The following is a 24,192-nucleotide window of genomic DNA, read 5'->3' as shown; positions in this document are numbered from 1 at the left end:
TGGGCCATTCTGTCTCGGAAGTCCTCTCCGCAGCGCCGCCAGCGGCAGTACCCACGAGACCGTCGAGCATCCCGGCGGTTCGTCGCAGTGATTGACCATGGCGTTACCAAACCCGCCGGGCAGCTACCTACCTCGGGAATCTCGCAACTCGATCAGCGCGAGCGCGACCACCGCACGGGAGTGTCAGCCGGTTTGTGGGCGGCGCTGGTGATCATGGAAGAGTTGGGGCTTGGCCCCGACCCGGAAGGATCACAGTGAGTAACGAAGTCGAGGCTGCTGCGCCGACCATCGAGGGCGACGCTGGTGGTGATCTGAACGTCCGTATTGCCCGGGAGTTGTTGGAGACGGCACGCGATACGGGTGTGTCGTTGACCGGTCCGGATGGGCTGTTGCGACAGATCACGAAAACCGTGCTTGAGTCGGCGTTGAACGCCGAACTGGACGAACACCTTGGTTACGAGAGGGGCGATCGCGAGAGTAAGGGTACCACGAACGAGCGGAATGGAACGACCCCAAAAACGGTTTCCACGGATATCGGTGATGTGCGGATCGGTGTGCCACGCGACCGGGAGGCGACGTTCACGCCGCAGATTGTTCCGAAACACGCTCGTCGGATCGAAGGGTTCGATGAGACGATCATCTCACTGTACGGCAAGGGCCTCACGACTGGCGAGATTCGGCGCCACCTGTACGAGATTTACGACGCGGACGTGTCTCGTGATCTGATTTCCTCGATTACCGACAAGGTTTTGGACGACCTGAAATCGTGGCAGGCTCGTCCGTTGGCGCGCGTTTATCCGGTGGTGATGATCGACGCGATCATGGTCAAGATCCGCGAGGGAACTGTCGCGAACCGGCCCGTATACGTGGCCGTCGGCGTCGATACTGCTGGTGAGCGGGATGTGCTGGGCATGTGGGTCGGTACCGGCGGCGAAGGCGCCAAGGATTGGGTGAACCACCTGTCCGATTTGAAGAACCGCGGTGTTGAGGACATTTGTCTGGTCGCCTGCGACGGTCTGAAAGGGCTGCCTGAGGCAGTCAATTCATTGTGGCCGCGGGCCGACGTGCAATTGTGCGTCGTGCATCTTGTACGGGCCAGTCTACGCTATGCTTCGAAACGGTACTGGTCACAGATCACCAAGTCCCTCAAGGGCATCTACACCGCTCCTACGCTCGATGCGGCGGAAGCGTTGTTCGATGAATTTGCCGCGGAATGGGAGGATTTGTATCCGGCGATGATACGCATGTGGCGCGACAGTTGGGACAACTTTATCCCATTCCTGTCGTTCCCGCCCGATGTTCGCAAACTCGTGTACACCACGAACCAGATCGAATGCCTGAATGCGCGGTTCCGGCAAGCGACCCGTCGACGGGGTCATTTCCCCACCGAGCAAGCCGCGCTGAAAGTTCTCTATCTCGTGATCAAAAAACCCCTCAAAAACCGCACCAACATCACCGGAAAGACGGTAGGCTGGAAACAGGTGTTGAACACGCTGTCCCTCCACTACGGAGACCGCATCAACGCCCAGTAACTAGTAGGCGATCACCGGGCCGCCCACAAAGGTCCGGACAGTCCCACTCACAGTAAAATAGTCTTGAAGTCTCATGAACCATTCACTCCTGGACGGCGGCAACTGTAGTATTTGTTACTTCCCCGCTTACGTATGAGCGTTTGTCTGTGAGTATGAGCGGACAGGGGGTTGGTCTATAATGGTTGCTAGCGGCGCTCCCAGGATGCTTAGCTCTCAAAAGTGAGTCAGAGATAAGCCCATCTTGGAGTGCGCGCCGTCGAGTGCGCATCGGCAACCCCGCCTCGTGCGAGGTGTCTCGCGGCTACTTCTTCAGAATATAGCGGTATCCTCAACTGCCCTTCACTGCGCGATAGTGGCGGATGATGCGACACTGCCGAGGCTATTGGGAAGATCTTGTGATGCACATGCATTCAGGTTTGTCGATGCTGGCAGCTGCTATGGCCCGCTAGTATCCCGGAGGTGGTTCGCGCAAATCCACTTGAGGTGCTAATATTTTTCTGCAGTGCATGTGCATACCAGCTGTTGGGGGTGCCTATTGTTTACCGACTTTATGCAGTTTCTTCCGGATGGTCCTCTCAAGTCAGATCTTGATAAGTTCGGACGGGGCTCCGAACGTTCGAACAAGGCACGCTTGGCGGGAGATGATCCACCACCTTTTGCGGTGCCTGATCCGGTACCGTTTGAAATGTTGATGAATAAGACTGCCCGTAATTGTGAACGACTGCTCAGATTGCTTTCACCGCGCGCCGCTATTAGAGCATGGTGGGAAGCAAGAACTGGTGCTTCATCTCTAGTTTCTCAGATGACGAATCTGAATCGAGTGATTTGGACAATCGCCGCCGGTGGGTCTGGGGGAAATGAAGACCCGACCGCCGTTGACCGCTACGTTTACCTCTCGGGCCGATGGCTGGTCTGCAAATCGGTTGCTGATATGTTTCGACGAATGACAGATCAAGGCGACAAGTCGCTATTTATGATCGATAGTACGCCGTATCGCGAGGTGATGTCACGCACTAGTTCACAAGAAATTAGATATCATTGGGCCTCGCGAATGATATCCATTGAACTTGCACGACAAGCTGAGGCGGATCCCGGTTTATCTGAGATTCTGCCGGATTTTACGGTAAGCAATGTAGAAAGCTGCTGCGATTTTGCCATCTCGTACGGCGACAATTGGCCCGAATGGGGCGGGTTGCGTCCAATGTCCGTTGGATCGCCTGGGTATCAGCTTGCGCGGCACCTCGCGATGCCGGCGGGTTACCTGGCAGAGCGGCCATTCGACGAGTTGATAACGACGATGGAGATGGAGCGACTCCCTTGGATATCCTTCCCGGGAGGCGAACTAGCGCCGGTAGCGCTGTCGACTGTGCAGATGAGTATGGACCGTTCCCTGGTAGCTGCGGCCGATCGCCAGTTGCGGCAATCCCAGGTTGAAACAAGCAAGCTGGACAAAGGGGAACTCTTCGAGCGCACGGCCCAACAATGCATACAGCGCTCATTGTGGCGAGCAAAACATCCTAGCTGTAAGCCTTATAGTATCAAAATCGGTAATGCGAAACCTGATATTGACATAGCCATTATAGGTTCACGTGTTGAGCTGATCGGCGAGGCGAAAGCCATGGAAATGCCGGGTTCCGTGGATAGTGCTGCGGCGACTTTTGAAGAGCAGACGACAAAGATCGTAGGTCAACTCCAAAAACGCCTCGACTCATTACGTGATGGCAAACCGGTTGTCGACGGAGGTGGAACTCTCTACTACGGCGATGATCGGACCATTGCACTCGGTGTTGTACTGCATTCGTACAGTTCCTCCTTGACTAACGCCGAAATGCTGCAACTACTACCAGCATCGCTTATTACTGAGCACATCGCCATTGCGGACCTGCAGGCCTGGGTGCTTATCCTGGCTACTATGAATTCTGTGCGTCAGGTTCGCGAGTATTTGAGATTCCGATCTGATTTATTGTCCATGGGGGTGATAGCACTCGATGAGTGCGACTTAGCTGCGCTCTTTCATAGTCCATTTCGCGAGTCTCAAGTGAGTGACATTCGGCGGCGCCTAAGTGAGTACTCGGGTCCGGCGCAGATCCCCTTGGGAGTCACAACCATCTCGCCCGAGGTTGCTCTGAAGACGCCCACGCCGGTAGACGTGATGAGCTGGAGAAATCAGTTTTACACCGCAGCCAGGGTCGAACCGAGTCCGATCTAATCCAGATAGACATGCGACCAACCGCCAGACGATTAATCGTCTTCCACAAGGTAATTCAAATGATCTAGCGAGGGTCTGCTACGGCCGTGGTATACGTGAACAATGCCATGAGCCCGAGTGCTGTGCCGGCTACGGCAACATGGTTTCCGCTAGTTGTTCCGAGTGATGCGGTGGCGATGGCTCCTGCGGTGAATTGGGTGGAGCGGTAGATTCCGGCCATGGTGCCGATGGTGTGGGCGGGTACTTGTTCGTAGAGGTGGGTTTGGTTGGCGCCGACGATGAGTCCGTTGGGTATGCCGAGCAGCACCAAGAGGACGGTGAGCGTTATCAGGGGTGGTCCGAGCGGGAGCAGGATCGCCATGATCGCGGCCAGCCCCATGGCAGATCCGCCGATGAGCAGGCATCGGTGGGCGTTGGTGATGGTGATGTGGCGTATGCACGTGCGGGTCACGAGGGTTGACGCGGTGGTTGTCATAAGCAGGATCGGCGTGAGCGTGGGTGGTAGGCCGGAGTCGAGTGTCCATTGTGGTGCCGCGTAGAAGATCAGGTAGTAGCTGATGTAGTAGCTGGTGTGGCGTAGGAAGGTTGCTCTCAGGCCGGGGTGGAAGGTTCCCACAGGGATCAGGGATGGATTGGCTTTGCGTTTTTCCCAGTACCAGGTGAGCGCGACCAGTCCGGCGAGCATGGTCGCCCATATCCAGGTTTCGGCTCGGGGGATTGACTGGAGGACGACGATCGTCACGACGATGCAGGCGCTGAACAAGGCGAGGCTGGGAAGACCCAGCCGTACCGGCAGCAGGTTCGCGCGGTCGTGTTCAGGTGTCGCGGTTCGACTTCTAGTGCCGATGAGTGCGGGAACCGCGAGGAGCACGGGGGTGGTGAGTGCGAGGCGCCAGCTGAGGGTTTGGGTGAGCAGGCTTCCGATGGCTGGGGCGAGGGTGAAGCACAGTTCGCTGGTGAGCACGATCGCGGTCAGCGCGGTGGTGCTGGCTCGGTTCCGGGTTTGCCGCAGCGCGGCGAGTGCGGCTGGATATTGTGTCGCGGTGCCGATCCCGCAGGCGATTCGGGATGCGATCAGCCAGGTGTAGTTCGGGGATAGTGCGGCGCTGATCGTGGCGAGGGTGATGACGACCAGTCCGGCTCGCATGAGTCTGGTTGCGCCGAACCGGTCAGCGAGTTTCCCGGCCAGGGGAGCGGTGGCGGCAGCGCTGAGAAAGAATCCGGCGCTGATCCACGCCGTAGCCCCGCTACCGGTCGGGACGTTCAGGCTTTGCGCGATGGAATCGGTCAGTGGCGCGACGATGGCGGCGCACCAGCCATGAAGCCCTGTCGCGGCGCCGAAAGTGACCGTGTTCGCCCATCCGCTGCGGTGTGGTGATCGCGTCGCCGGGTTGTCGGTGATCGAGGAACCCGTCGCGATCCGGTGCTCGGCCCTGGCCTGATCGTGAACATGAGGTTCGGCGCTGCCTCGAGCGCGTGAGCTTGTTCCTTCTATCTGCTGGTTGTTGGTCATGGTGTTCCGCCCGAGCGAGTGGGCGGGTTGTCGTCGCTGAACCTGTCGGCTCGGGCGGGGGCTCCGGCTGGTTTGTGTTCGTCGGCGAGGCAGTGGGCGTGGACCCATTCGGTGGCAAGTCGTTCGGCGAATCCGACGCGCCATCGGTCGTGCCAGTACTGGGCATCGCGTGGGGTGGCGCCGCGTCCGAGATGCGCGGCGCGCCAGGTGTAGGTGAGGGTGGCGAGTTCGGCGACGAGGCCGGGGTGGGAGAGCCAGCAGTCGGGTATCGCGATGGCGCGGCTGCCGGGGCGTCCGGTGTAGGTGGCGTTGTAGTACTGGACGAAGCAAGCGATTGTGAACAGTGGTGTTTCGCGGCGGTGTTGTTTGTCCTCGGCAGCCGGGGGCGGTGGGTAGGGGAGCCAACGTGCCATGCGGGCTGTGTTGGTTTCTTCGTCTGCTTCCAGCGCTGTGAGCTTCTTTGTGAGTTGTTCGAGCTGGACGGCGTGGGTTTGCAGGTGTTGCCACATGGCTTCGGTCATGGCGTCGAGTTCGGCGCGGCTGCGTGGAGTCGAAGGCTCGTCGCCGGATTCGGTAGGGCTGGGGATGTCGTCGTGTTCTGGCATCGGTTGGCTCCGGGCGCGTTGAACGAAAATCGGTCGGGTTAGGGGTATGTGGCGTCGATGACGCGGTAGCCGCGGTGGTCGACGCGGATTGGCCCGTTGCGCAGGGTTCGGGTGTCGGCGTCGAGTTGGGCCCAGTCGCCGCGGGTGGTGATGTCGCGGGCGTGGGCGAGGATGGGGCGCAGGTTGGCGTGCAGGATGAGCACGCGGCCGCGTTCGAGGGTGCGGATGTCACCGGCGCGGTAGGTGGGGACGGTTTCGATGCCGGTACTGCCGCGTCCGGGGGTGAGCATGCCGTCGCTGTAGTGCTGGTAGGTGCGGCGTCGGTGCTGCCCGGCGAGGGTGGAGAGCCAGTCGAGGGTTTGATCGTCCTTGAGGCCGGGAAATATCGACAGGGTGAGGGTGTTGTCGATGAGTTGTTTGCGCCCGTGTTCGCCGTAGGCCTCGTCGAGTTGCGCACGGGATTGGGCCGACCAGTGGATGAGGACACCGCGGCCGGCGGAATCGGCGATCAGCCCGGGCAGGCGGGGAATGGGGGTGCCTTCGTAGAGCTCGTCGAGGATCGCGGTCACGGGTGGTTCGAGGCGGCGCCGTTGCTGCTGTAGGGCCCGGTCTTGGGCGGTGGTGAGGATCTGCTCGACCAGCGCGGTCAGGACTGGTTGGGCTTGGGGTGCCTGGTGTTGACCGGCGATGATGAACAGGCTTCCGCGCTGGGTGAGCAGGTCGTCGATGTCGAGCTCGTTGCCCGGAGAGGGGGTGGCGAAGGCGCGGACGTCGGGGTTCATGAACGGTTCGAGGGCGCGGCGCACGCTCATCCACACCGCATCGGATGTTTCAGCGACCATTTGGATTTCCGAGCGCAGGTTGTGCGCGAGTTGCGGGTGCCGGGTCCGGAGGAGATCGGCGGGTTCCTGGTCGAGTGGTTTGGTGATGGCCCAGCCGACCAGGTCGTCCACGCCGCGGTGGTCCAGGGCCGCGGCGAGTAGGTAGGCCTGCAGCACGATGGTGGCGCGTCCGCGGAAGACTTTGTCGTTGCCGCCGATGTCGTCGAGCCCGAGCGAGGACGCACTGATCAAGGTGGTGGCCCGGCGCAGCGCTACGGCGGGATCGGCGCATCCGGTGATCGGGGACCAACCGGGTTTGGCGGGCCAGTCCAGGGTGCCGGTCGCGTCGATCAACCACACCGGACCCGCGCCGGGGCGCCGGGTGCACGCGAGGAGGCACCATTCGGCGAGGTCGTCCTTGGTGGTGGAGGCGATCAACGCGCCGGGCGCGGCGAGGGCTTTGTGGACCAGATCGGTGCGAGTCTTCCCGGAGCGGGTGGGCGCGACCTCCCCGGAGGGAGTTTCCAGCGAGGTGTACAAGGGTTGCCGGTGCGGGCCCCGGTGGATCGGCACGCCCACCTCGCTGGGGGCGGCGTGCCGGCGCTGCTGTGGGGTGAGGTCCCCGCGGGTCCATTCGGCGCTGCGGCGCGCGGCTTTCTCCGAGAGGTTGCGCCGGATTTCGGTGCGGGTCGCGTGCCCGGGATCGGTCGGTGCGAGGCGATGCCAGCCTCGCAGGCCACCGCCGAGCCCGATGGTCGTGAGGACGGCGAGGTGACCGGCGAACACGCCCCAGAACACCGGCAGATATCCGGTTACCGCGCCACCCCAGGGCTGCGGGACATGTTGGTTGGCTGAGCCGGCGGTGAACAGGAGATACATAGCTGTCTGGGGCCAGTTCATGGCTGGTGGCCACGCCCAGGTGCCGGTGACCAGTCCGGTGGTGAGCGCGGCCGCGTTCACCAGCGCCGCCCCCACCGCGGCGACCGCGACCAGGACGGTGACCAGGAGTGCCATGAGGGCGACGTCGCGGTCAAGGGGCAGGGCGTCGTTGCGTTTGGTGGGCATCAGGGTGCTCCTCCCTGTCAGGGCAGGTCGCACGCCGCAGAAAGCCCGATAGGGGTGTGCGGCGGATAGCGGCCTGCCGGTGGCGGGGAGGGCAGAACTTGCGAACAGGCGGGGTTAGCCGCCCGGGCCAGACCTGGGTGGCGCGACGCGGCGGATCGCGGACACCTTGGTCTGCCACGCGGTGAGCGGTTCCAGGATCACTCCCTTCGTCTCGTCGTAGGCGTTCACGATCAGCCCGGAACCCGCGAACATGCCGACATGGCGGGGATTGGCCGGGCTTCCCAGCGATCCGGGGATGAACACCAGATCGCCGGGCTCGAGCTGCGCGACCCCGGCGACCGGGCGTCCGGCATGGACCTGACTGGTGGTGCCCGCGGGGACCCCGACCCCGGCAGCGGCCCAGGCGGCGAGCATGAGCCCCGAGCAGTCGAACGCCTCGGGGCCCTTGGCGCCCCACCGATACGCCTTGCCCAGCTGGGCCAGCGCGTACGAGACTGCCCGGGCTTGGTGGGGTTCGGTGGGAAGCCGATATCCGGGCGGTAGTTTGCGGGGATCGAAGCCGCCCGGTGGCGGGAGATTCCCACCGTCCTGATCCGGGCAGGCCGTTTTCGCCTCCACCTGCTGACCGGGGTTCGGTTGGGGTGGTGGGTTGTCGGGGCCCTGCCAGAACTTCGCCACGATCCCGGCGGCTTGGGGTTCGCGTGGCCCGTAGCGCCCGGGAAACCCGGAGCGCTGCACGGTTTGCTCAGCCTGCCCGGGCAGTAGGTGCTCCCAGCCGGGTACCGCGACCAGGTGATCGAGGAAGGTGTTGGTGGCATGGACGGGGTTCAGGATCTCGGTGCGGCTGCCCCACCCTTGCGAGGGCCGTTGCTGAAACACCCCAAGCGAGTCCCGGTCCCCGTGATCCAGGTTGCGCAGGTTCGATTCGACCAGCCCCGTGGCGATCGCGATCACCGCCGCGCGCCGCGGCAGGTGGCGTTGCATCACGACGGTGACGATCGTGCGGGCGATCAGCATCGAATCCGCGCCCACGGGTTGCTGATCGATGAGCACACTGCCACCGCCGGACGACCCGTCCTGGGAGCAACTGGTGAGCTCGAGATCGGTGGAGAACACCGCGGTGGCAGCGATCCCGAGAAAACCCGCCGGTGCCAGCACCGTGACGCACGCAGCGATACAGGCCCCTGCCAGGATTCGGCCAGATTCCATCACCGCCCCCATTTCATGACGCGCCCCGACCGGAACCGGTGGGTTGTGTCGTGCGGGATTTCAGCTGGGCGTTGGTGTCGAACAGGCGGCGTTCGGTGCGGGAGAGCACCGTTTGGACTTTGGTTCCGGTGCGGTTTTCGATCTTCCACAGCGCCCGCCCGGGACGCTCATCGCACCAGCCGGTGGTGACTTCCTGTTCCTTGTCGGAGAGTGCGAGTTCTTCGGCGAGTTGATCGGCGACCCGCGTGGTTTGAGCGAACAGCACCCGGGTGGAACACAGCGCCAGCAGGTCTTTGGCGATGGCGACTTCTTTTGATCCGCTGGCGCCGACGGAGAGGAAGTCGCTGGGCTTGTGCGCGACGAGGACCTGGATTTTCCGTTCGGCTCGGGACAGGCGCAGCTCGGAGTCGACGGCCTGGACCGCGCGCAAACCGAGGCCGAGTTGGCGCCACACTTCGTCGCGCAGCACGATCCGCAGGTCGCCGTCTTCTTGGAGGTCGGTGACCAGAGCCGACCAGGAGCCCAGGCAGGTCAACCCGACCGCGATGGCTTGATCCCCGCGCGAGCGCAGCCGGGACAGATCCATGCTCTGGGCGGGGGCGTTCCAATCGAGGCGGAAGTTCGTCGGCGCGTCGAACAGGCCCGAAAGGGGCCCGTTGATGAGGTTGCCGAGCGCGTCGGTCATGCCACGTAGGTGGTCGAGGAACTGCTGACGGCTGGCATACCGCATCCCTTGCCACAGTTCGGGTCGTGGGTCGGCGAGTTCGCGGTGCACGTCGGGGATCGTGATCGGGGTGAGGCTGCTGTACCCGTGCGAAACGCCCACCACGTGGCGCAGCGCCGCCGACAACACCGCCTCGTCCGAGACGCTGGGGTGGTAGCCCTGTGCCGCGGCGAGCGCGGTCAGCAACCGCACCCACCGTCCCAACAGCCCGTCGAGTTCTTCGCGTTGCCGGCTCGGCGTCCACGATTCCCATCGACTGGCTAGGGGCCCGAGGTCCAGGGCGTTGAGGCGGGCTTGACTGCCGCCGCCGAGCATGATCGGGGTGATCCCGAGCGCTTTGAGTAGCGGGGTGTATTCCCCTTTCACGTCACCGGAGATCAGGGTGCGCACCCCGAAGGGCATCATCCGCAGCAGGAACGCGACGACCGTCGATGACTTTCCGGTGCCGGGTTCCCCGAAAATCGCGAGGTTCGGGTTGGTGCACACCTTGCGCAACACGTGCTCCACCGGGTGGCAGTAGTAGGCACCTCCGGAGATCGCGTCATACCCGATCCGCGCGCCCACCGCCGGCAATGGACTCGAGGCCAGCAGCGGAAACACGCCCCCGATCTCGTGGGTACTGGCCTGATACACCGGAAGCGGCGCCAGCACCGGTGCCCAGCCGCGACCAGCACGCGCGGGCCCGTGGCGACCGGCGACCGCGCGATTGACCCGACCACCGTCATTACGAACCTGCCGACCAGGGCTCGCTCTGCTTGGTGATTCGGGGTCTTCGGGTGTCGCGTTCTGTCCACCGGTCCCGTGGCCTCGAGCGTCCCGGGGCGTGGTGAAGGTGGTCAGGAGTTCGGTGGCGTCTCGTTCACCACCCTGGCGGGGTTTCCGGCGGTGGGGCTTCATAGTTCGACTCCGCGCAGCCGGGGAAGCCCGACACCCACGGGAAGGGTGGCGGCGACGAAACCCGAGTCCTGGGCCAGTTCCATGCGAAGAAGGTCGTAGCGCCCGGCGATGTCGTTCTCGACCCGGGCGGCGTGGTCTTCGACCGGCCAGTCCTCGGGGACGGTGATCGCGGTCGCGACCGCGTAGCGGACGATGCCATGTCCCGCGGCGACGGCCTGTTCCTGGGCTTGCGCTCCACCGGCTTCGCGGCGATCCGCGGCCGAGGTGTTGAAGCCGCGGGTGGAACGCCAGTCCCGCATCACCCCGGCGCGAAACCGGTTGCTCCGCACCGCTTTGCGTGCGCGTCGTTGGGAGAGCACTTCGTAGTGCACCGCGAGGCTGCGCCGTTCCCCGGCGGTCTTGACCGCCAGCAACCCGCCCAGGGATCCGAAAAACGTGCCCGCTTCGGGCATCAGCACGGCCCAGGACACCGAGGCGAACCCGTCGTGATGGTAGGTGCGCGCGCTCGGGGACGGTGCGTGCGCGGGGCCCGCGGTCGCCCAGGGCACCGATCGGCCTCGCTGGTGGTGTTGTTGGCGTGTGGCGAGGGTTTTCGCTGTGGCCGGGTTGAAGCCGGTCCGGATCGCGGTCGCCAGCTCGTCCCCGCCCAGCCATTTCACGCGCTGGGCGCCGAGGGAACGCAGCTTGTCCTCGAGGCCATCCAGGACGCGGTAGAGCACCACCGCCCGGCCGGTCACCCCGCCCCCGGCGGCGGCCGCGGGCTTGCGCAGATCCTCTTCGCGGCCGGAGAGGGTGACGAACACTTCGTGGCGTACCGACACCGCTCCCACCGTGCGGTCGAGTTCGCGGGATGCCTGGCGCGCGAGCTGGGGAGCATCGCGGATCTCGTGGCGGGCACGCCAGGCGTCGTATTCCGCGCCGTCGTCGGGAACGGTGCGCACCATCAAGGTCATGCGGTCGATGACCTTGTGCCGCCCGATCGCCAGCAACAGATTCCCCAGGCGATTGGCCAGGCGTTCGCATTGCGCGTCCGAGAGCATCCCAACTCCACCGTGGGTCAGGCGCGCGGTCGCACCCCAGCGGGCCTCGGCGGTGTCGTGGATGAGACACACGCGTCCCATGTCCCGCAGGGGAGGGCCATCGGGAAACCGCAACCGGGCCAGCACCCCAGGCAGATCGGGTGTCGCGGGGTCGGTCTGTTCACCGGCGGCAATGCGTGATTGCCACCGCGACCATCCCAGCGCCATCCCGACCTGAAACCACACAAGATCCCGCAACCAGCGAATCCCCGATCGTCCCCGCACCGGCAGGATCACCAGCGCGCCGACCGGTAGCGCGGCGGCCAGCAGGAGCAGGGCTGTCGTGATCCGCCCGGCGGCCAGTTCCAGCACCACCGGGGCGCCCAGCACCACACAGCTACTGGCCTGGAGCGGTGTCAGGCCCACCAGCCACCCGGTGTGCTCACGTCGTGCCAAGCCTTGATAGATACGCATCCCAGCCACCCGATCGTTGTCCTCAAAGGGTTTCCCCCGCGCGTACGCGGTCGTGCCATGTGGGGGAGGACAAGGCGACCGGCACACCGGCATCGCCCGGATCGCCAATGGCAGCTGCCGCAGAAACCGATTCCGGGGACCACTTCGCGCCCGGGTGGCTGTGCACCGGGATCACAGGACCACCGCCGCGTCCTCGGCCCCGGCGCCCGCCCCAGCCCCACCACCGGGACCGGAATCCGGACCACCGGAGGGAGGTGGTGGCCCGCCGCCATCGGGAGAATCATCTGGGGGCGGAGGCCCACCCCCGTCCCCATCGTCTCCATCACCGGACTCCGACGTCGGACCGCCATCGACCACCGCGGGAGGAACCGTCGCGTCAGCTTCGCCTCCCGCCGCTTCCTCGGGCCCAGACTGCGGTTCGTCGCCACCATCTCTGTCCTGTTCCGACGGCGATTCCTGACCGCCCCCGGTGCCACCATCAGTCCCGGCGTCGGTGTCCCCGGACAGGTCTGTGCCGCCGGTTTGGTCGTCCTGGTCGGCTTGATCGAAACGATCGGTGTTGGCCTGTTCCTGCTCATCGGAATCGTCGCTCTCGCCGGAACCACCGGTGATCTTGTCCCACACCGAACTGGCCATCTGTCCGGCCGGGCTATCCGAACCATAGGAAGAAAGCCCCGCAGCCGCAGCGGCATCCCGGAACGCGGCCCCGGCCGGGGTATTCGGGTCCACGAACGCGAACAACTTGAACAGAACCAGCGGCACGACCAGAGAGATCAGCAACACTCCAATCCCGGCGAGCAGACCGGATACGCCTTGTGCGCCGCCGGTCATGGCGATCCCGAGTGCCAGTGTCAGCGCCAGCGCGGGTTTCATCGCGATCCCCGCGAGCAGCCATCGCACGGTGCGCCAAAACCAGCTAGCCGACACATTGGCCAACAGGCCGGCCGCGGTCAGCGGCACGGTGGCGACCAGCACCAGGATCGCCGCTTCGCGAAAGATCATCTCCAGCACGTAGCCGATCGCGGCCGGTAACACCCCGACGACCGCGGCGATCCCGAGTACAATTGCCTTGATCCCATCGGAGATCGCGTCGCCGAAGCCCGTGACGTGCAGGGCGTCCTGAAAATTCTTCGCGTGCAGCGAATAGTCGAGGATCCCATCGGTCAACCCGTCCGCCGCGGCCAGGAATGCCCCCACCATTCCCGTGGTGACCGCCAACGCGATCCCGTACTGAGCCGCCCCGGTCACCAGACGCACGAACCCGCGCCCGCCATGCGTGGCAGTGTGGATGATCTGCCAGAACAACAACCCCAGCGCCAGAACACTACTGATCCACAACACCATCGGCCACAGAATCGACACGGGCCCGTCCGTGGTGGAGACCGTGAACACCGAGAACGAGTCGGCGATCTTGAACGCCGCCCGCAAAATAAACAGAGACCCTTCCCAGATCTTCGTCATGATCGAGTCGAAGATGGATGTGATCGGGTCGGACACCTTCGCCAAGCCCCGTCCGATTGCTTGGATCGGCTCAGGAACCTGGGGAATCTTGGGGATCTTCGGCACATCCCGTGGCAGCACGGGAAGGACCGAGGCAGCAATGGTCGACATCATGTTCCTGCTCCCGTTAGCGCGCGATAACCGGCGTCGACCGATTCCTGACTACCAGGCCAGGCTGAGGGTGCGTATGCCGCACGCGGGCCCGCACTGATACGCCACTGACCGGCGCTGAACCGCAACGCTTGGCAGTCACCAACCCCGGAACTCGCGTTCTGCCCCTGGTTGGTCACGTTGATCTGCCCCAACACGCACACCACGACGAACCGCCCGTGATCCGCCGTGCCCTTGATCAACCCGTGCGTGATCTGAAAGCGAACCTCCAACCCCGGGGCGGGCTCGCGTTCTGGCAGGTCCGCGCTCTCCCGGAACTGGGTGAGCAGCATCCACAGCGCGCTGCCCCGCGAATCCGGCGCCCCAGCGGCGGCGCTGGCCGTGTAGGCACGGGCGTAGGTCCGCGGTTCACCTCCGGAGACACCGTGCTCGTCGAGCGCCTTCAGCTTCGCCAACGCCCCCGCGCTGGTTGCCGGGAAACCGGCGGGAATCCAGGTTCGCCGTGCTTCGTCGGGAGATGGAAGCGAAATCGGGGTGCCCGCTGGTCGTGGCGCGAGCTCGTGCGGTTGGGCGGCTGTGGCTGGCAGCTCCGGCATCGGTCTGGTCGCCACCTCGCTTGCCGCGGGGTCAGTGCCCGGAGCGGGCCGGTGTTCGCCGCGCGCATGGCTGGGCGGGTTCGAAGACACGGGACCCCGGTTCGTGGTGGCATAGTGGGCGATAACGCTGGCCACAACCACGATGATCAGCAGCACCGGGATACCGAGGAACACGAGCACACGGCGCGTCGCGCTCCGGCGGGTCTGGCGTATCGAACGCGGGTCCATGCTCATTTCGTGCCCGCGAAACCATTGATCAAAGTCCAGGCGATACCCCAAACGATGGCTCCGCCCACGGCGGTGAGCATCATGACCACACCGATCTTGCCGGCCCGGTGATGATCGACCCAGCGCCCGCCGACCCAGACGATCAACCCACTGAACAACCCGATAAGAAGCGCCACACCGGCTCCCCACATGAAGTTGTTGACCACACCCAGAATTCGTTGCCCGCCCGGCGGTGGTTCAGGTTTGGGTGGCGGAAACCCCAAGTCCTGCAGTGCCACAGGCAAGCCCGGTCCGTGAACGCGGTGCGCTGTCCACAGTGGAATCGACTCGACAAGAAGGTGCGTGATCATGCCCCTGCTCCCCGTGCTCATGCCGCGCATCAAGCGCTGGCTGATTCATGGGGGAGGGCAATTCACAGTGCGGCTACGCCCGAGATCGTGGACGTGGCGCTACGAAAGGTTTCTGGCTTCAGGTAGAACTTGTGAGCACCCGGCGATCGTGCACGGACGCGCGCCCGTGTCGGCGAGGTGCATAGGGCCGCGGTCGCGAACACGGGAAGATCGGCGGCCATGCACCGGAAGGACCTAACGTTGAGGACCGCACTCGGCCGTGGGTTCCTGCTTTCTCCGATGTGCCACCGAGATGTGTCGAGGCTACCGGTTCAGGTCGTGGTGCCGCTGTTCGGCGGTGGTTTCTCATGGGGTCCCCTTCACTGTGGCCGCGCCAGGCGGCGAGATCGACGGAAAGGGGAGGGCGACAAATCTGAGGTGATACCGAAATCGCGCAGTAGTGAGGTCAACGCGGACTGGCAATGGGGTGGGGTGGTTGTGCTGGTGATGCCCTGAATGGCGATGCCGGTGTCCCAGGGCAGAAAAAGCGCGTTCGGGATCAGCGACAGGGCACGGCGACCCGCCGAGGCGCGCACCACCGGCGGCCATTTACGCGCCCCGACCACGACCAGCTGGGCCGGTGCCGCGATGGCCCCGAGCCTGATCCATGGCTCCAACCGAGCCAGCGTCTGCTCAAGATGTGTCAACGAGGGCACCGTGGCCCTTACCACCAGGACCGGCCGCGGGGCCGGGGTGCCCGCACGCAGCCAGGCACCGGCCCCGCCGAGCGGATGCGCCGCTAGCCGCCACGGGTCCTGACCGATGTCGACGACCGTGACCTCCACCGGCAGGTTGCCCGGCGCCCACCGACGCGGGGACGGCAGCATCCCCGGCGCAGTGACCGGCAGCCGGGTCTCGATCCGCGCAAGAAGAGCCTGGGCGCGCCAGGAAAACCGGATCCCGACTTCGGGAACCGGACCAGGGATCCACGGACCGTCCGCGCGTGCCGCCCTGGCCAGTCCTGACCGAGTGCTGTCCGCGGTGTCTACCAGCATGACCTTGCGCCCGACGTGCTGCACCGCATCGGCGAGCACGGTGGAAACCACCGTCGCGCCCGCGGCAGGGGACGCCCCCAGCACCGGCACCACTACACCGAATCGATTCCAATCCACCGGTGGTCCCGGATTCGATCCCCCGTGGTGTTCGCTGATCGCCGCGACCGCCCGCGCGGTCGCGGTCGCAGCTTGTGGACCGGGTCGATCACCGATCTCGCCGGTGATCCGATGAAGCTGGTCACCTGGCTCGAAGCCGCCGGGAACCGACTCTCGCGCGGTGTGCTGGTCCTCAGCAGGAGGGGAGACTGAACCGGCAGCGTCGGCCCACATACCAGCCTCGACCGCAGCCTCGAAGTCAACACCGCTGACCTGAGGCGCAGCCGACCGAACGTGACCTGCGAGGCTAGCCGCGTGCTGGAGCAACCCGGCCGCGTCGACCGGACCTGCGGGAATCCGCGCTCCAGGCTGACTACGCAATTGGTTGATCGCTTCGGCGGGGAGTCGTTGCGCACCACGCGCGAACTCGCCGCTAGGCACGGCCCCCGCCACGGTCGCGTGGCCGGGTTGCTGCCGCATCACCTCACCTCCCTCCCCGAGCGGTTGGTCGGTCTGATCACCGGAGCTGATCACGCCGCCACAGGGGGTGTTCCCTTGCGGCCTGGCGCGCGGTAAAGTCCTCTTCGTACCACCAGGTAGATCAGAAATGTTGACTATTTTGAGGTCTATGATAGGTGAACCTGCGATAGTGTCAACAAACATGATCTATCCTGGCTGCGGGATGCCGACGCCAGAAGGCGCCGTCCCGCGGACGTGCACTACAGAAGGGGGTGGCAACCGTGGCGGATACCGACTCGCCGGTCCCGCGTCGTTCTCCGATGGAGGACGACGCGCTGACCGCAAAGCTCCGGCAGTACGACACCTTGGCCGAGCGGCTCGACCACCTTGTCAAGACCGAGTCGTGGACATACAGGACCAGCAAGAAGAAGGATTCGGAGTACGTCACCGACCCGACATTGCTCGCCGAACAGCGGCCCAAGCTATATCCCACTCAATTCAAGGTCCCCGCCATCGCGCAGTGGGTTCGAGAACGCACCGGGACGAGCTTCACCAAGAGCGCGCTCTACCAGTTCCTCCATGGAGAACGGCTCCAGCCGCGCACGGTGATCGCGAACGGCCTCGCCGATTTCTGGCGCATCGACTCCCGCCTGCTCGACCTCAACAGCCCGGTCGAAGACCCGAACGCCGGCGTCGACGAGCTCGACCCGCTCGAACACCGGCTCTACGAGCTGATGACCGAAGTCGGGTTCCAAGGGGTCAAACCACGGGAGGTCAAAGCTTCCCTGGATGGCAGTACCGAAGCCGGGAAGTACCAGTTCCTCGCCGTCCTTGAAGGGTTGCGGGAACATCAGCGACAGCAGCGGCCGGATTTGACCTGACAGCCGTTCTGGTCCGAGGCCACGGGAGACGGTCTCGTCGGTATGGTGCTCGGCGGTCATCAAGTGCCACTACCCGTAGGTGGTGCTCGACGTTCCGGTTCCCCGGAATCCCAGGGCGGCCCGGCCCGTCCGGTGCACGAACGATTGCTCGACGCGGCCTGCGAGGTTTTCGCCGAACGCGGCTACCGCGGCGCTTCAGTCGACGAGCTCGCCAGTCGGGCCGGGAGTACCAAACCCACGCTCTACGCCCACTTCGGCGACAAATAGCAGCTCTACGAAGCCTGCGTGAAATTCCAAGCACAGCAGCTGGCAGACATCCTGTTCACTACTTACGACAATGTGGCGAACCTGCCGCAGGACGAGCAGGTTCACGCCGATATGGTCGCCTTCTACGACTTCGCGGCCGCGCACCCAGCCGGATTCCGGTTGCTGTTCGATGAACGCGCTGACGAGAGTCTTCATCCGATCCGCGGGCAGCTCCTGCAACAGATCACCGACCGCGTCGCGGACTGCGTCCTCGCGGTCACGACGGCACGCGACCGTCCAATCATCTCCGCCACTGCCGGAACCCTGGCGGCGTTCCTGGTGGGCATCGGCGTGCACGGAGCCCGCGATGCGCTTTCAACTCATCCTGACGACATCCAACAAGCCGGCGTCCTCGCGGCAGGGTTCGCCGCGGCCGGTCTGCGCCACCTCGACCCCGCCCTTCTCGATCCCACGCGCCCCGCCGAGTAGGCACTCTCAACCCGGGAGATCCAGGTGCGCAGTGCTAGGCGGATTGCTCGGACTCCGGCCGTGGTGAACTGCTGCTGGCCCATTGGTGGTAGGCATCGCGGGCGAGGGTGACCGTTCGCGGTTGAAAGACCGTCGTGGACAACTCCGCGAGCCAGGTGAATTCAGCGGAGAGATCCGAAGCCGGGAACTCAGCGTCCTGCGGAGCGATGGCGATGTCGTCGGATGCAGACCACTGGACCGCAAGCCCCTGGGTCATCGCCTGCAGGCCACACCGCAGCACTATCGCTTCCGCCAGCAACGCTGCTCGATCCGGTTGGGACTCCTCGTTGTGGGCGACCGCGGTCAGCGCCGTAGTCATGGTGGTCGGCACATGGAGGCGCAACACCAGTTGCGCGTCCCGAATCTCCATCAACTGCTCGGCGATCCCCACTCGTCGGCCTCGCTCGCGTGTTCGGTGCTTGACCGGCACGCGGTGAAGAAATCGCCACAGTTCGTGGATGGATTCACGCGCGGTCGTGCCGCGTTTGCGTGCTGACCACCGTTGCAGTCCCCGTGTCGCCGACGCGATCGCGAACCCCGCGACCAGCAACACCACACCCACTGCTTGGACGAGTTCCCTGGTGTGAAGCCCGGGAAGGCTCGGTACCGGCGTGAACAGGGCTTCGACGGAAAACACCGTGGTCCAGGCGAGAACCACCCAGACCAACAGCGCACCGCCCAGTGTCAGCAGGATTCCGATCTGCAGTGCGTACTCGCGGCGACCGTTTTCGCCCGGACCGGCCGGAATCCATAGTCCGAGGATCACGAACGACAGGCACACCAACATGTAGGCCAGATAGATCAACGTGTAGGCCCGCGAGGTCGGCGCGGTAGCCAGGCTCGCTCCGAACGCCGGATCCCAGAGGCCACCGCAGAAATACAGGACGAGCAACGCGACCGCGCACAGCAGTGCTGCCACACCCACGGTGCGAACGCGGACAGGCAGGCGCCCCAGCGCACGCAGAAGGCCAGCGCCGCACACCGTGGCCCCGACCGCGGCCAGGCAATGCACCACGAAGCTGACGTTGTCTACCCCCAGAATTCGGTCACTCCAGGCTTGGGTGGTCTTGGCTCCCGCGGCCATCGACACGCCGATCAGCATCAACGCGACAGCCGTGTAGTCACGGCTGATCAGGTGGTCAACTCCGCGGTTGACGACCACTTTGCGGACCGCTTCGATCAGTGCCCCGGCTGCGGCGACATACCACAGCACGCTGTCCCAGTCAGGCATTGCAACCGCGCAGGTGACGCCGTGCCCCGAAGACCGACCGCAGCTGCAGCTGCGAGCTGGTTAACGGCGGCCGCCGCAGCTGGCGCCGTAAACGCCATCCGAGCAAGTACGCGAACCGCTCGGCTTCGACTTCGGTGTCCGCATCGAAAGGCTCTGCGAGCGCGTCGCCCGACATCCCGCAGGAACGCCGGACTGGGTGGTCAAGAACGACATGACCGATCTCGTGACAGAGGATGTGTTGACCGTGGCTTGGGCTGACCTCGTCGGCGAGCACGAGGAAATCCTCATCTACCGTCCTGACCAGCATCCCGGGAGCCAGCGCGTTTGCCTGGCTCATGCGCATCAGCGTTACCTGACGTCGATATCGATGCCCTAGAAGCGACAAGAATTCGCTCATTTCGAACGGATCCGGCAAAGGTAACCGGTCAATCAACCGTTCACACTGACGAGTGAATCGCCGTTGTCGCGCACTACTCATCCGAGTCAACAACCTCCCCTCACGGTAGAAGACACCGCCGCGAGCACTCCGACGGAGACTCCCGTCCCGCTTACCTGCCCCCTGTTGCAACCGAGTGCATCTTGCAACATTCGATCACACTAAGTAGCAGATAGATGTAATCCGGCTTCGTTATTGAGATCGCATCGATATGGCGACCGCTTCAAAAAATGGAACCACGGAACCAAAGGTTATCGGCAGATCACTACGCAAAGTACACCCAAACGGAGTATCAATGCCCGGAATGGTGGGAGTTCTCTGCTACTGAGCGGTAGCTGTTGACGTTTTGTGATCAACAGTTCGATCGTTGCGTGACAGGGACTGTGGGCGCTACGTCAACCGGGCCTCCACAGTAAAAGGTCACGTTCCGTGTTTGCTGTCGAGTGTCTGTTTTGGTTGCTGGGCGTATCATTGAGGCTCCCGGTCCTCGAGTTTCGTTGCGGCACTGCATCATGGTGTTCCTTCTGCTCGAATTCGGCCGATACGTCCATATGGGTGAAAGCGGGTGCTTCGGTTCGCGGCCTGAGTAGGCGCATCGCGGTCATGGGGCAGTGTTCCCTCGCGCTCACCAGATGCGGGCGGTCTCAGGTGGCGGCTTCGGCTTCAGTGCCCGACTCGTCGTTGATCGACGCGCGAGCGAGCGTTGTCTCCGTTCAAACCGGATACCGGGTATCCGCGGTGTGCGTCTGCATCGGTGTGGACGACGCGGTTACGGCCGTTGTTCTTGGCCGCATAGAGGGCGTCATCGGCAGCGGCGATCAAGTCGATGAGCTTGGTGCCGTCGTTCGGATAGCGCGCGACACCCAGGCTCGCGGTCAAGTTCCCCAATTGCACGGGGCCATCGCTGGTTGTGGCGTCGACGAGGAGCTCGCTGATGCGAACGCGGATCCGTTCGGCCACCGAACCCACCTCGCCCAGGGCGTTCTCGGGCAGCAGCAGGGCGAACTCCTCGCCGCCGAACCGGCCGGCGGAATCGTATTGCCGGGTCTCGTCGCGCAGAATCGCCGCCACCGCGGCGAGTACGTCGTCTCCAGCGGGATGACCGTAGCGGTCGTTGATGTTCTTGAAGTGATCAAGATCGACCATGACGACGCCTAACCCGTCACCGGTACGGCCTGCCCGGGCCAGTTCGCGCTCGGTCTGTTGACGCCACGCGGTCGCATTGAGCAGACCCGTTTTCTGGTCCCGGGTGGCCTTGTCCTCGAGCTCTTTGACCAGCACGCTGCGGTGCATCACCAGCACAGGGATCAAGAACAGCAGCACGAGCCAGGGAGCCACGACGAGTATGGCCGCGACCAGCGCCCCGAGGCAGTTGGTGGCCAGGTCGAGGGCATTGTTGGTCATGTCGGTGCTGAACTGCCGCAGTCTAGCCCGGTCACCGAGTAAGGCCAGCGCGACCGCGATCAGAACCATGTCCAGCAACCAGTAGGCGATCACTGCCACAGAGACAGCCAAGAGCAACCACACGGTATGCCCGCGGAACGGGGCGCCACCGCTGGTGAATCCGTACGGGGCGAGAGCGAAGAAGAGGGCCTGGACCGGCGGAATCGTGACCAGGACCGCGGCGGGGTTGAACACCTGGCGGTGCAGGGGCCTGGTTCCCGTCCAGCTGCGGACGCCGTGGTGGGTCAACAGCAGCAGCGTGACCGTGCACGCGAGTCCGGTCGGTAGAAGCAGGGTCGCCGCGAAGCTCCATACCGAGGTCAGGTTGACATGGCGAACCGTATTGACGCTGCGCCGGACACGTTCCACGTGGCCGCTGGATTCCGCCTGCACGACCCCGAGCCCCAGCAGGGCACCGGCCAGTATCAACTGATGACTGGTCAGAGCGGCGAGCGATCCGGCGAGGGTGACACCGGTGATGACCAGCGCGGCGATCGGCACGAGGAGATACCAGATCACTAACAGCGGTCGCAGCTGCCACAGCCGCCACGCGCACACCCACTGCCACCTCTGTTGCAGCTTGTTCATTCCTGTCTTCCCCGTCCGTGACCGCCATCAGGCGGTGTCTGTGCGGGCTTGACCACCAGTGATGATGTCGCTGGCGTTGCTCGGCTACCATGCACAGGGGATTCACTCGTTCGAGTAGGAGGCGTCGGCATGTCGAACGAACACTGAACACAGTGAAGCCAGCACGTTTGTGATTGCCTGGCCCTCGCCGGTGCCCGGGTCATGGCGTGCTCGGCAGCGGTGCACGCGCGTCGCGGCGGACGCTGGACCACACACCGGCGAACACCGCCGCGACCAGGACGCTGATCCCTCCTAGGCCCGCAATGGCCCACGCCGGGCCCATCAGGGTGGCGACGACGCCGCCGAGCAGCGGGCCGAGGCCGTTCGCGGTATGCAGGACGGCGGTGTTCACCCCGGCGATCCGGGCGCGCTGTTGCGCCGATGCCAGACTGGCGGCCTGGCCCGCTGAATACATGGTGTAGATCCCGGAGAGGCCGCCGCTGACCGCGAACAACACCAGCGACACGGCCAGTCCTACCGGCCAGAACAGGGGCACCAGGGCCAGACCGGCGGCGATGGCGACCGGGCCAAGCAGACCGGCCTGGAGCCGGGCGGGGATCAGGCGCCCGAAGATCACTGCCCCGATCGCGGCCCCCAGCGGAGCACTGGCCAGAATCAACGCCACCGACCACCCGGGCAGCTTCAACTGTCCGGCATACGGCGCGGCCAGTCCTTCCGGCACGATGTGGAACAGGTTCAACACCCCGATTCCCACGACCACCAGCAGGCGCCGATCAACGGGGATCGCCTGCACGCCGCGCCACAGCCCCCGCAGACTCAGCGACCGCTCACCCTCGCGCGGGCGCACCGGTCGCGACGCCACCCTGATCAGGAACATCGCCGAGACCATAAAGGTGGCGGCATCGACAAGCAGTCCGCCCGACGGTGACAGGAACGCCACTACCGCGCCTCCGAGCGCGAACCCGGACAGCTGCGCGATCTGGATTGACACCTGTCGCAACGACATGCCCAGCATGTAGTGCGGCTCGTGGAGTACTTCGGGCAGCAACGCCTGCTGTGCCGCCTTGTACGGGCCATTCCACGTCGTGGAAACGGCGACCAGCACGCACAGCGCCCACAGTGGTAGGCCCGGAATCACCACCGCAGCGATCAGCACCGCCCGAATCACATCGCAGACGATCATCACCGTGCGTCGGCGATAGTGATCAGCCAACCCGGCCAGGAACATGCTGCCCAGTAGCGTCGGCACGAACGTCAATCCATAAGTCAGCCCAGTCAGCGCCGCCGAGCCCGTGCGAGCGAACACCAACACCGACAACGCGATACGCCCCAGCTGATCACCAGCCACCGACGAGACCTCGGCCAGCCACAGCAACCGAAACTCCCGCATCGCGAGCACTGTCCTGTAGGTCGCGCTCCCGCTGCTTCGCGCCACATTCACTCCCGAAAAATTCCACCTACCAACCGCATGGGGAATACTGTAGAACAGCGATCGCCGGCCTGTGTAAGAAAAGCAAGAATTTCGTGTACGACCAATGAGGTCAACCATAAACAGATGACATCAAGAAGTCGGAAGCCGGAGTTCGATCGGGTTCGATTCCATGGCGTCTGGCAGGTTGTGTGGCTTCGCCAGCGCCAGGCGGGCAACGTGACGTGTGGTGATGAATCTGCGGTAAGGAGATCGCTGGTGTGTGCGCCACCGAAGAAACCGAAGCCCGCCTGGTGAAACGAGCGGCTTCGAGCGGGCTGGATCAGGAAATGATTATCAGATCATTGATGCGCGGCTGATTTGTGCTGGTGCTTCTCATCTGCTTTGGTGATAGAGTTCTTCGCCTCCAGCTTCGCTTGGTGTCATCACCGGGCGGACTGCCAGCTGATCTCGACCGTTGCGTTTCGCGGTCAGCAAAGCCGCATCGGCTCGGCGAATCAGGGAGTTCAGGTCGTATACGTCTGCCGGTCCTGTGCCGGTGACCCCCGCTGTGGCGCTTATTCCGGTTAGCTCAACAATTTCGTCGGTGACCGTATACACTGTGACGGTCAGGGTTTTCAGCCGCGCCAAGATCCGCTGACCGGTTCGAACGCCGGTGTCGATCGCCGTATTGGGTAGTAGCACCAAAAACTCGTCTCCCGCGAAGGCTCCGTAACGAGTGACCAGATCGTGCTCTCTCGTCTGCGCGGCAATCGAGTCGGCTACCGCGCTGATCACCGCATCCCCGGCCTGGTGGCCATAGGAATCATTGACGTCCTTGAGGCGATCCACATCGAGCAGCAGCAGTGTGTGGTTCCCGGTTGGGTCCTCGGCCAGGACGTTCCACGCGGATGCGTCCCACGCCGGTCGAGTCCACAGTCCCGTCACGTGATCCCGCGACCACGGCCCCCCTCCTCCGCAGCGCGGAC

20 protein-coding genes are annotated in these 24,192 nt (G+C 64.3%); 5 read left to right on the top strand and 15 right to left on the bottom strand.

The genetic code is table 11. From position 1 onward, the window contains the following. Positions 1-254 precede the first annotated feature (254 nt). On the top strand, positions 255-1,532 hold the full coding sequence (locus tag A37U_RS0140275) for an IS256 family transposase (protein WP_020502327.1): 1,278 nt from the start codon (positions 255-257) through the stop codon (positions 1,530-1,532). An 802-nt stretch (positions 1,533-2,334) separates the two neighbouring features. Then, a complete protein-coding gene (locus A37U_RS52445; RefSeq protein WP_157183339.1) occupies positions 2,335-3,741 on the top strand; it encodes a hypothetical protein in 1,407 nt (468 codons plus the stop codon). Between the two features lie 64 nt (positions 3,742-3,805). Here A37U_RS52445 and A37U_RS0140265 read toward each other — a convergent pair whose 3' ends face one another. From A37U_RS0140265 to A37U_RS0140220, 10 genes are all read right to left on the bottom strand, one after another. Then, the gene (locus A37U_RS0140265) at positions 3,806-5,254 is read right to left on the bottom strand and encodes an MFS transporter (RefSeq protein WP_020502326.1); all 1,449 of its coding nucleotides are present in this window, start codon (positions 5,252-5,254) and stop codon (positions 3,806-3,808) included. After that, positions 5,251-5,775, bottom strand: a complete 525-nt coding sequence (locus tag A37U_RS52440; protein ID WP_157183338.1) for a hypothetical protein — start codon at positions 5,773-5,775, stop codon at positions 5,251-5,253. Before A37U_RS52440 ends, A37U_RS0140265 begins: the two co-directional genes overlap by 4 nt. 122 nt (positions 5,776-5,897) lie before the next feature. Further along, on the bottom strand, positions 5,898-7,745 hold the full coding sequence (locus A37U_RS0140255) for a type IV secretory system conjugative DNA transfer family protein (protein ID WP_020502324.1): 1,848 nt from the start codon (positions 7,743-7,745) through the stop codon (positions 5,898-5,900). 114 nt (positions 7,746-7,859) lie between these two features. Beyond that, the gene (locus tag A37U_RS0140250; RefSeq protein WP_020502323.1) at positions 7,860-8,954 is read right to left on the bottom strand and encodes a C40 family peptidase; all 1,095 of its coding nucleotides are present in this window, start codon (positions 8,952-8,954) and stop codon (positions 7,860-7,862) included. Between the two features lie 13 nt (positions 8,955-8,967). Beyond that, positions 8,968-10,329 carry a P-loop NTPase family protein gene (locus A37U_RS47730; RefSeq protein WP_020502322.1) on the bottom strand — a complete coding sequence of 454 codons (1,362 nt, stop codon included), beginning with the start codon at positions 10,327-10,329 and terminating at the stop codon, positions 8,968-8,970. Positions 10,330-10,571: 242 nt separating this feature from the next. Continuing rightward, a complete protein-coding gene (locus tag A37U_RS0140240) occupies positions 10,572-12,068 on the bottom strand; it encodes an SCO6880 family protein (RefSeq protein WP_020502321.1) in 1,497 nt (498 codons plus the stop codon). A 171-nt stretch (positions 12,069-12,239) separates the two neighbouring features. Continuing rightward, positions 12,240-13,634, bottom strand: a complete 1,395-nt coding sequence (locus A37U_RS0140235; protein ID WP_157183337.1) for a hypothetical protein — start codon at positions 13,632-13,634, stop codon at positions 12,240-12,242. A gap of 44 nt (positions 13,635-13,678) precedes the next feature. Then, on the bottom strand, positions 13,679-14,503 hold the full coding sequence (locus A37U_RS0140230; RefSeq protein WP_020502319.1) for a hypothetical protein: 825 nt from the start codon (positions 14,501-14,503) through the stop codon (positions 13,679-13,681). A gap of 2 nt (positions 14,504-14,505) precedes the next feature. Next, a complete protein-coding gene (locus A37U_RS54270) occupies positions 14,506-14,853 on the bottom strand; it encodes a hypothetical protein (RefSeq protein ID WP_240437826.1) in 348 nt (115 codons plus the stop codon). 359 nt (positions 14,854-15,212) lie between these two features. Beyond that, positions 15,213-15,971, bottom strand: a complete 759-nt coding sequence (locus tag A37U_RS0140220) for a hypothetical protein (RefSeq protein WP_240437825.1) — start codon at positions 15,969-15,971, stop codon at positions 15,213-15,215. Positions 15,972-16,807: 836 nt separating this feature from the next. On the opposite strand from A37U_RS0140220, the gene A37U_RS0140210 reads away from it, so the two are divergent. The 3 genes from A37U_RS0140210 (at position 16,808) to A37U_RS47720 (ending at position 18,058) form a co-directional block, all read left to right on the top strand. Continuing rightward, entirely contained in the window at positions 16,808-17,323 is a 516-nt protein-coding gene (locus tag A37U_RS0140210; protein WP_157183336.1) for a hypothetical protein, read from the top strand. A 63-nt stretch (positions 17,324-17,386) separates the two neighbouring features. Then, positions 17,387-17,590, top strand: coding sequence for a TetR/AcrR family transcriptional regulator (locus A37U_RS50815; RefSeq protein ID WP_205623127.1), 204 nt, complete (start codon positions 17,387-17,389; stop codon positions 17,588-17,590). 18 nt (positions 17,591-17,608) lie between these two features. Beyond that, positions 17,609-18,058, top strand: coding sequence for a TetR-like C-terminal domain-containing protein (locus A37U_RS47720; RefSeq protein WP_020502313.1), 450 nt, complete (start codon positions 17,609-17,611; stop codon positions 18,056-18,058). 34 nt (positions 18,059-18,092) lie between these two features. On the opposite strand, the gene A37U_RS0140200 is transcribed toward A37U_RS47720, so the two are convergent. The 5 genes from A37U_RS0140200 to A37U_RS47705 all read right to left on the bottom strand — a co-directional run bounded on the left by A37U_RS0140200 (position 18,093) and on the right by A37U_RS47705 (position 24,151). Continuing rightward, positions 18,093-19,328, bottom strand: coding sequence for a DUF6545 domain-containing protein (locus A37U_RS0140200; RefSeq protein ID WP_020502312.1), 1,236 nt, complete (start codon positions 19,326-19,328; stop codon positions 18,093-18,095). Continuing rightward, positions 19,321-19,671, bottom strand: coding sequence for a M48 family metalloprotease (locus A37U_RS52435; protein WP_169527024.1), 351 nt, complete (start codon positions 19,669-19,671; stop codon positions 19,321-19,323). Before A37U_RS52435 ends, A37U_RS0140200 begins: the two co-directional genes overlap by 8 nt. A 756-nt stretch (positions 19,672-20,427) precedes the next feature. Continuing rightward, the gene (locus A37U_RS47715; protein ID WP_020502309.1) at positions 20,428-21,795 is read right to left on the bottom strand and encodes a GGDEF domain-containing protein; all 1,368 of its coding nucleotides are present in this window, start codon (positions 21,793-21,795) and stop codon (positions 20,428-20,430) included. A 199-nt stretch (positions 21,796-21,994) separates the two neighbouring features. Then, entirely contained in the window at positions 21,995-23,185 is a 1,191-nt protein-coding gene (locus A37U_RS47710) for an MFS transporter (protein ID WP_063712907.1), read from the bottom strand. Positions 23,186-23,599: 414 nt separating this feature from the next. Then, on the bottom strand, positions 23,600-24,151 hold the full coding sequence (locus A37U_RS47705) for a GGDEF domain-containing protein (protein ID WP_020502307.1): 552 nt from the start codon (positions 24,149-24,151) through the stop codon (positions 23,600-23,602). Positions 24,152-24,192 lie beyond the last annotated feature (41 nt).

Source organism: Sciscionella marina DSM 45152, assembly GCF_000379465.1.
GTDB classification, from domain to species: Bacteria; Actinomycetota; Actinomycetes; order Mycobacteriales; family Pseudonocardiaceae; genus Sciscionella; species Sciscionella marina.
The sequence above is the reverse complement of the archived record's forward strand: the minus strand, read 5'-3'. Positions and strand labels throughout refer to the sequence as shown.

Bases quoted from the DNA above. Each gene is read 5' to 3' on its own strand.
- A37U_RS52445 (WP_157183339.1), top strand. From the start codon at position 2,335: ATGACGAATCTGAATCGAGTGATTTGGACAATCGCCGCCGGTGGGTCT.
- A37U_RS54270 (WP_240437826.1), bottom strand. From the start codon at position 14,853: ATGATCACGCACCTTCTTGTCGAGTCGATTCCACTGTGGACAGCGCAC.
- A37U_RS47715 (WP_020502309.1), bottom strand. From the start codon at position 21,795: ATGAACAAGCTGCAACAGAGGTGGCAGTGGGTGTGCGCGTGGCGGCTG.
- A37U_RS47710 (WP_063712907.1), bottom strand. From the start codon at position 23,185: ATGCGGGAGTTTCGGTTGCTGTGGCTGGCCGAGGTCTCGTCGGTGGCT.
- A37U_RS0140200 (WP_020502312.1), bottom strand. From the start codon at position 19,328: ATGCCTGACTGGGACAGCGTGCTGTGGTATGTCGCCGCAGCCGGGGCA.
- A37U_RS0140250 (WP_020502323.1), bottom strand. From the start codon at position 8,954: ATGGAATCTGGCCGAATCCTGGCAGGGGCCTGTATCGCTGCGTGCGTC.
- A37U_RS0140240 (WP_020502321.1), bottom strand. From the start codon at position 12,068: ATGCGTATCTATCAAGGCTTGGCACGACGTGAGCACACCGGGTGGCTG.
- A37U_RS52435 (WP_169527024.1), bottom strand. From the start codon at position 19,671: ATGCGCATGAGCCAGGCAAACGCGCTGGCTCCCGGGATGCTGGTCAGG.
- A37U_RS0140230 (WP_020502319.1), bottom strand. From the start codon at position 14,503: ATGGACCCGCGTTCGATACGCCAGACCCGCCGGAGCGCGACGCGCCGT.
- A37U_RS0140255 (WP_020502324.1), bottom strand. From the start codon at position 7,745: ATGCCCACCAAACGCAACGACGCCCTGCCCCTTGACCGCGACGTCGCC.
- A37U_RS52440 (WP_157183338.1), bottom strand. From the start codon at position 5,775: ATGACCGAAGCCATGTGGCAACACCTGCAAACCCACGCCGTCCAGCTC.
- A37U_RS0140265 (WP_020502326.1), bottom strand. From the start codon at position 5,254: ATGACCAACAACCAGCAGATAGAAGGAACAAGCTCACGCGCTCGAGGC.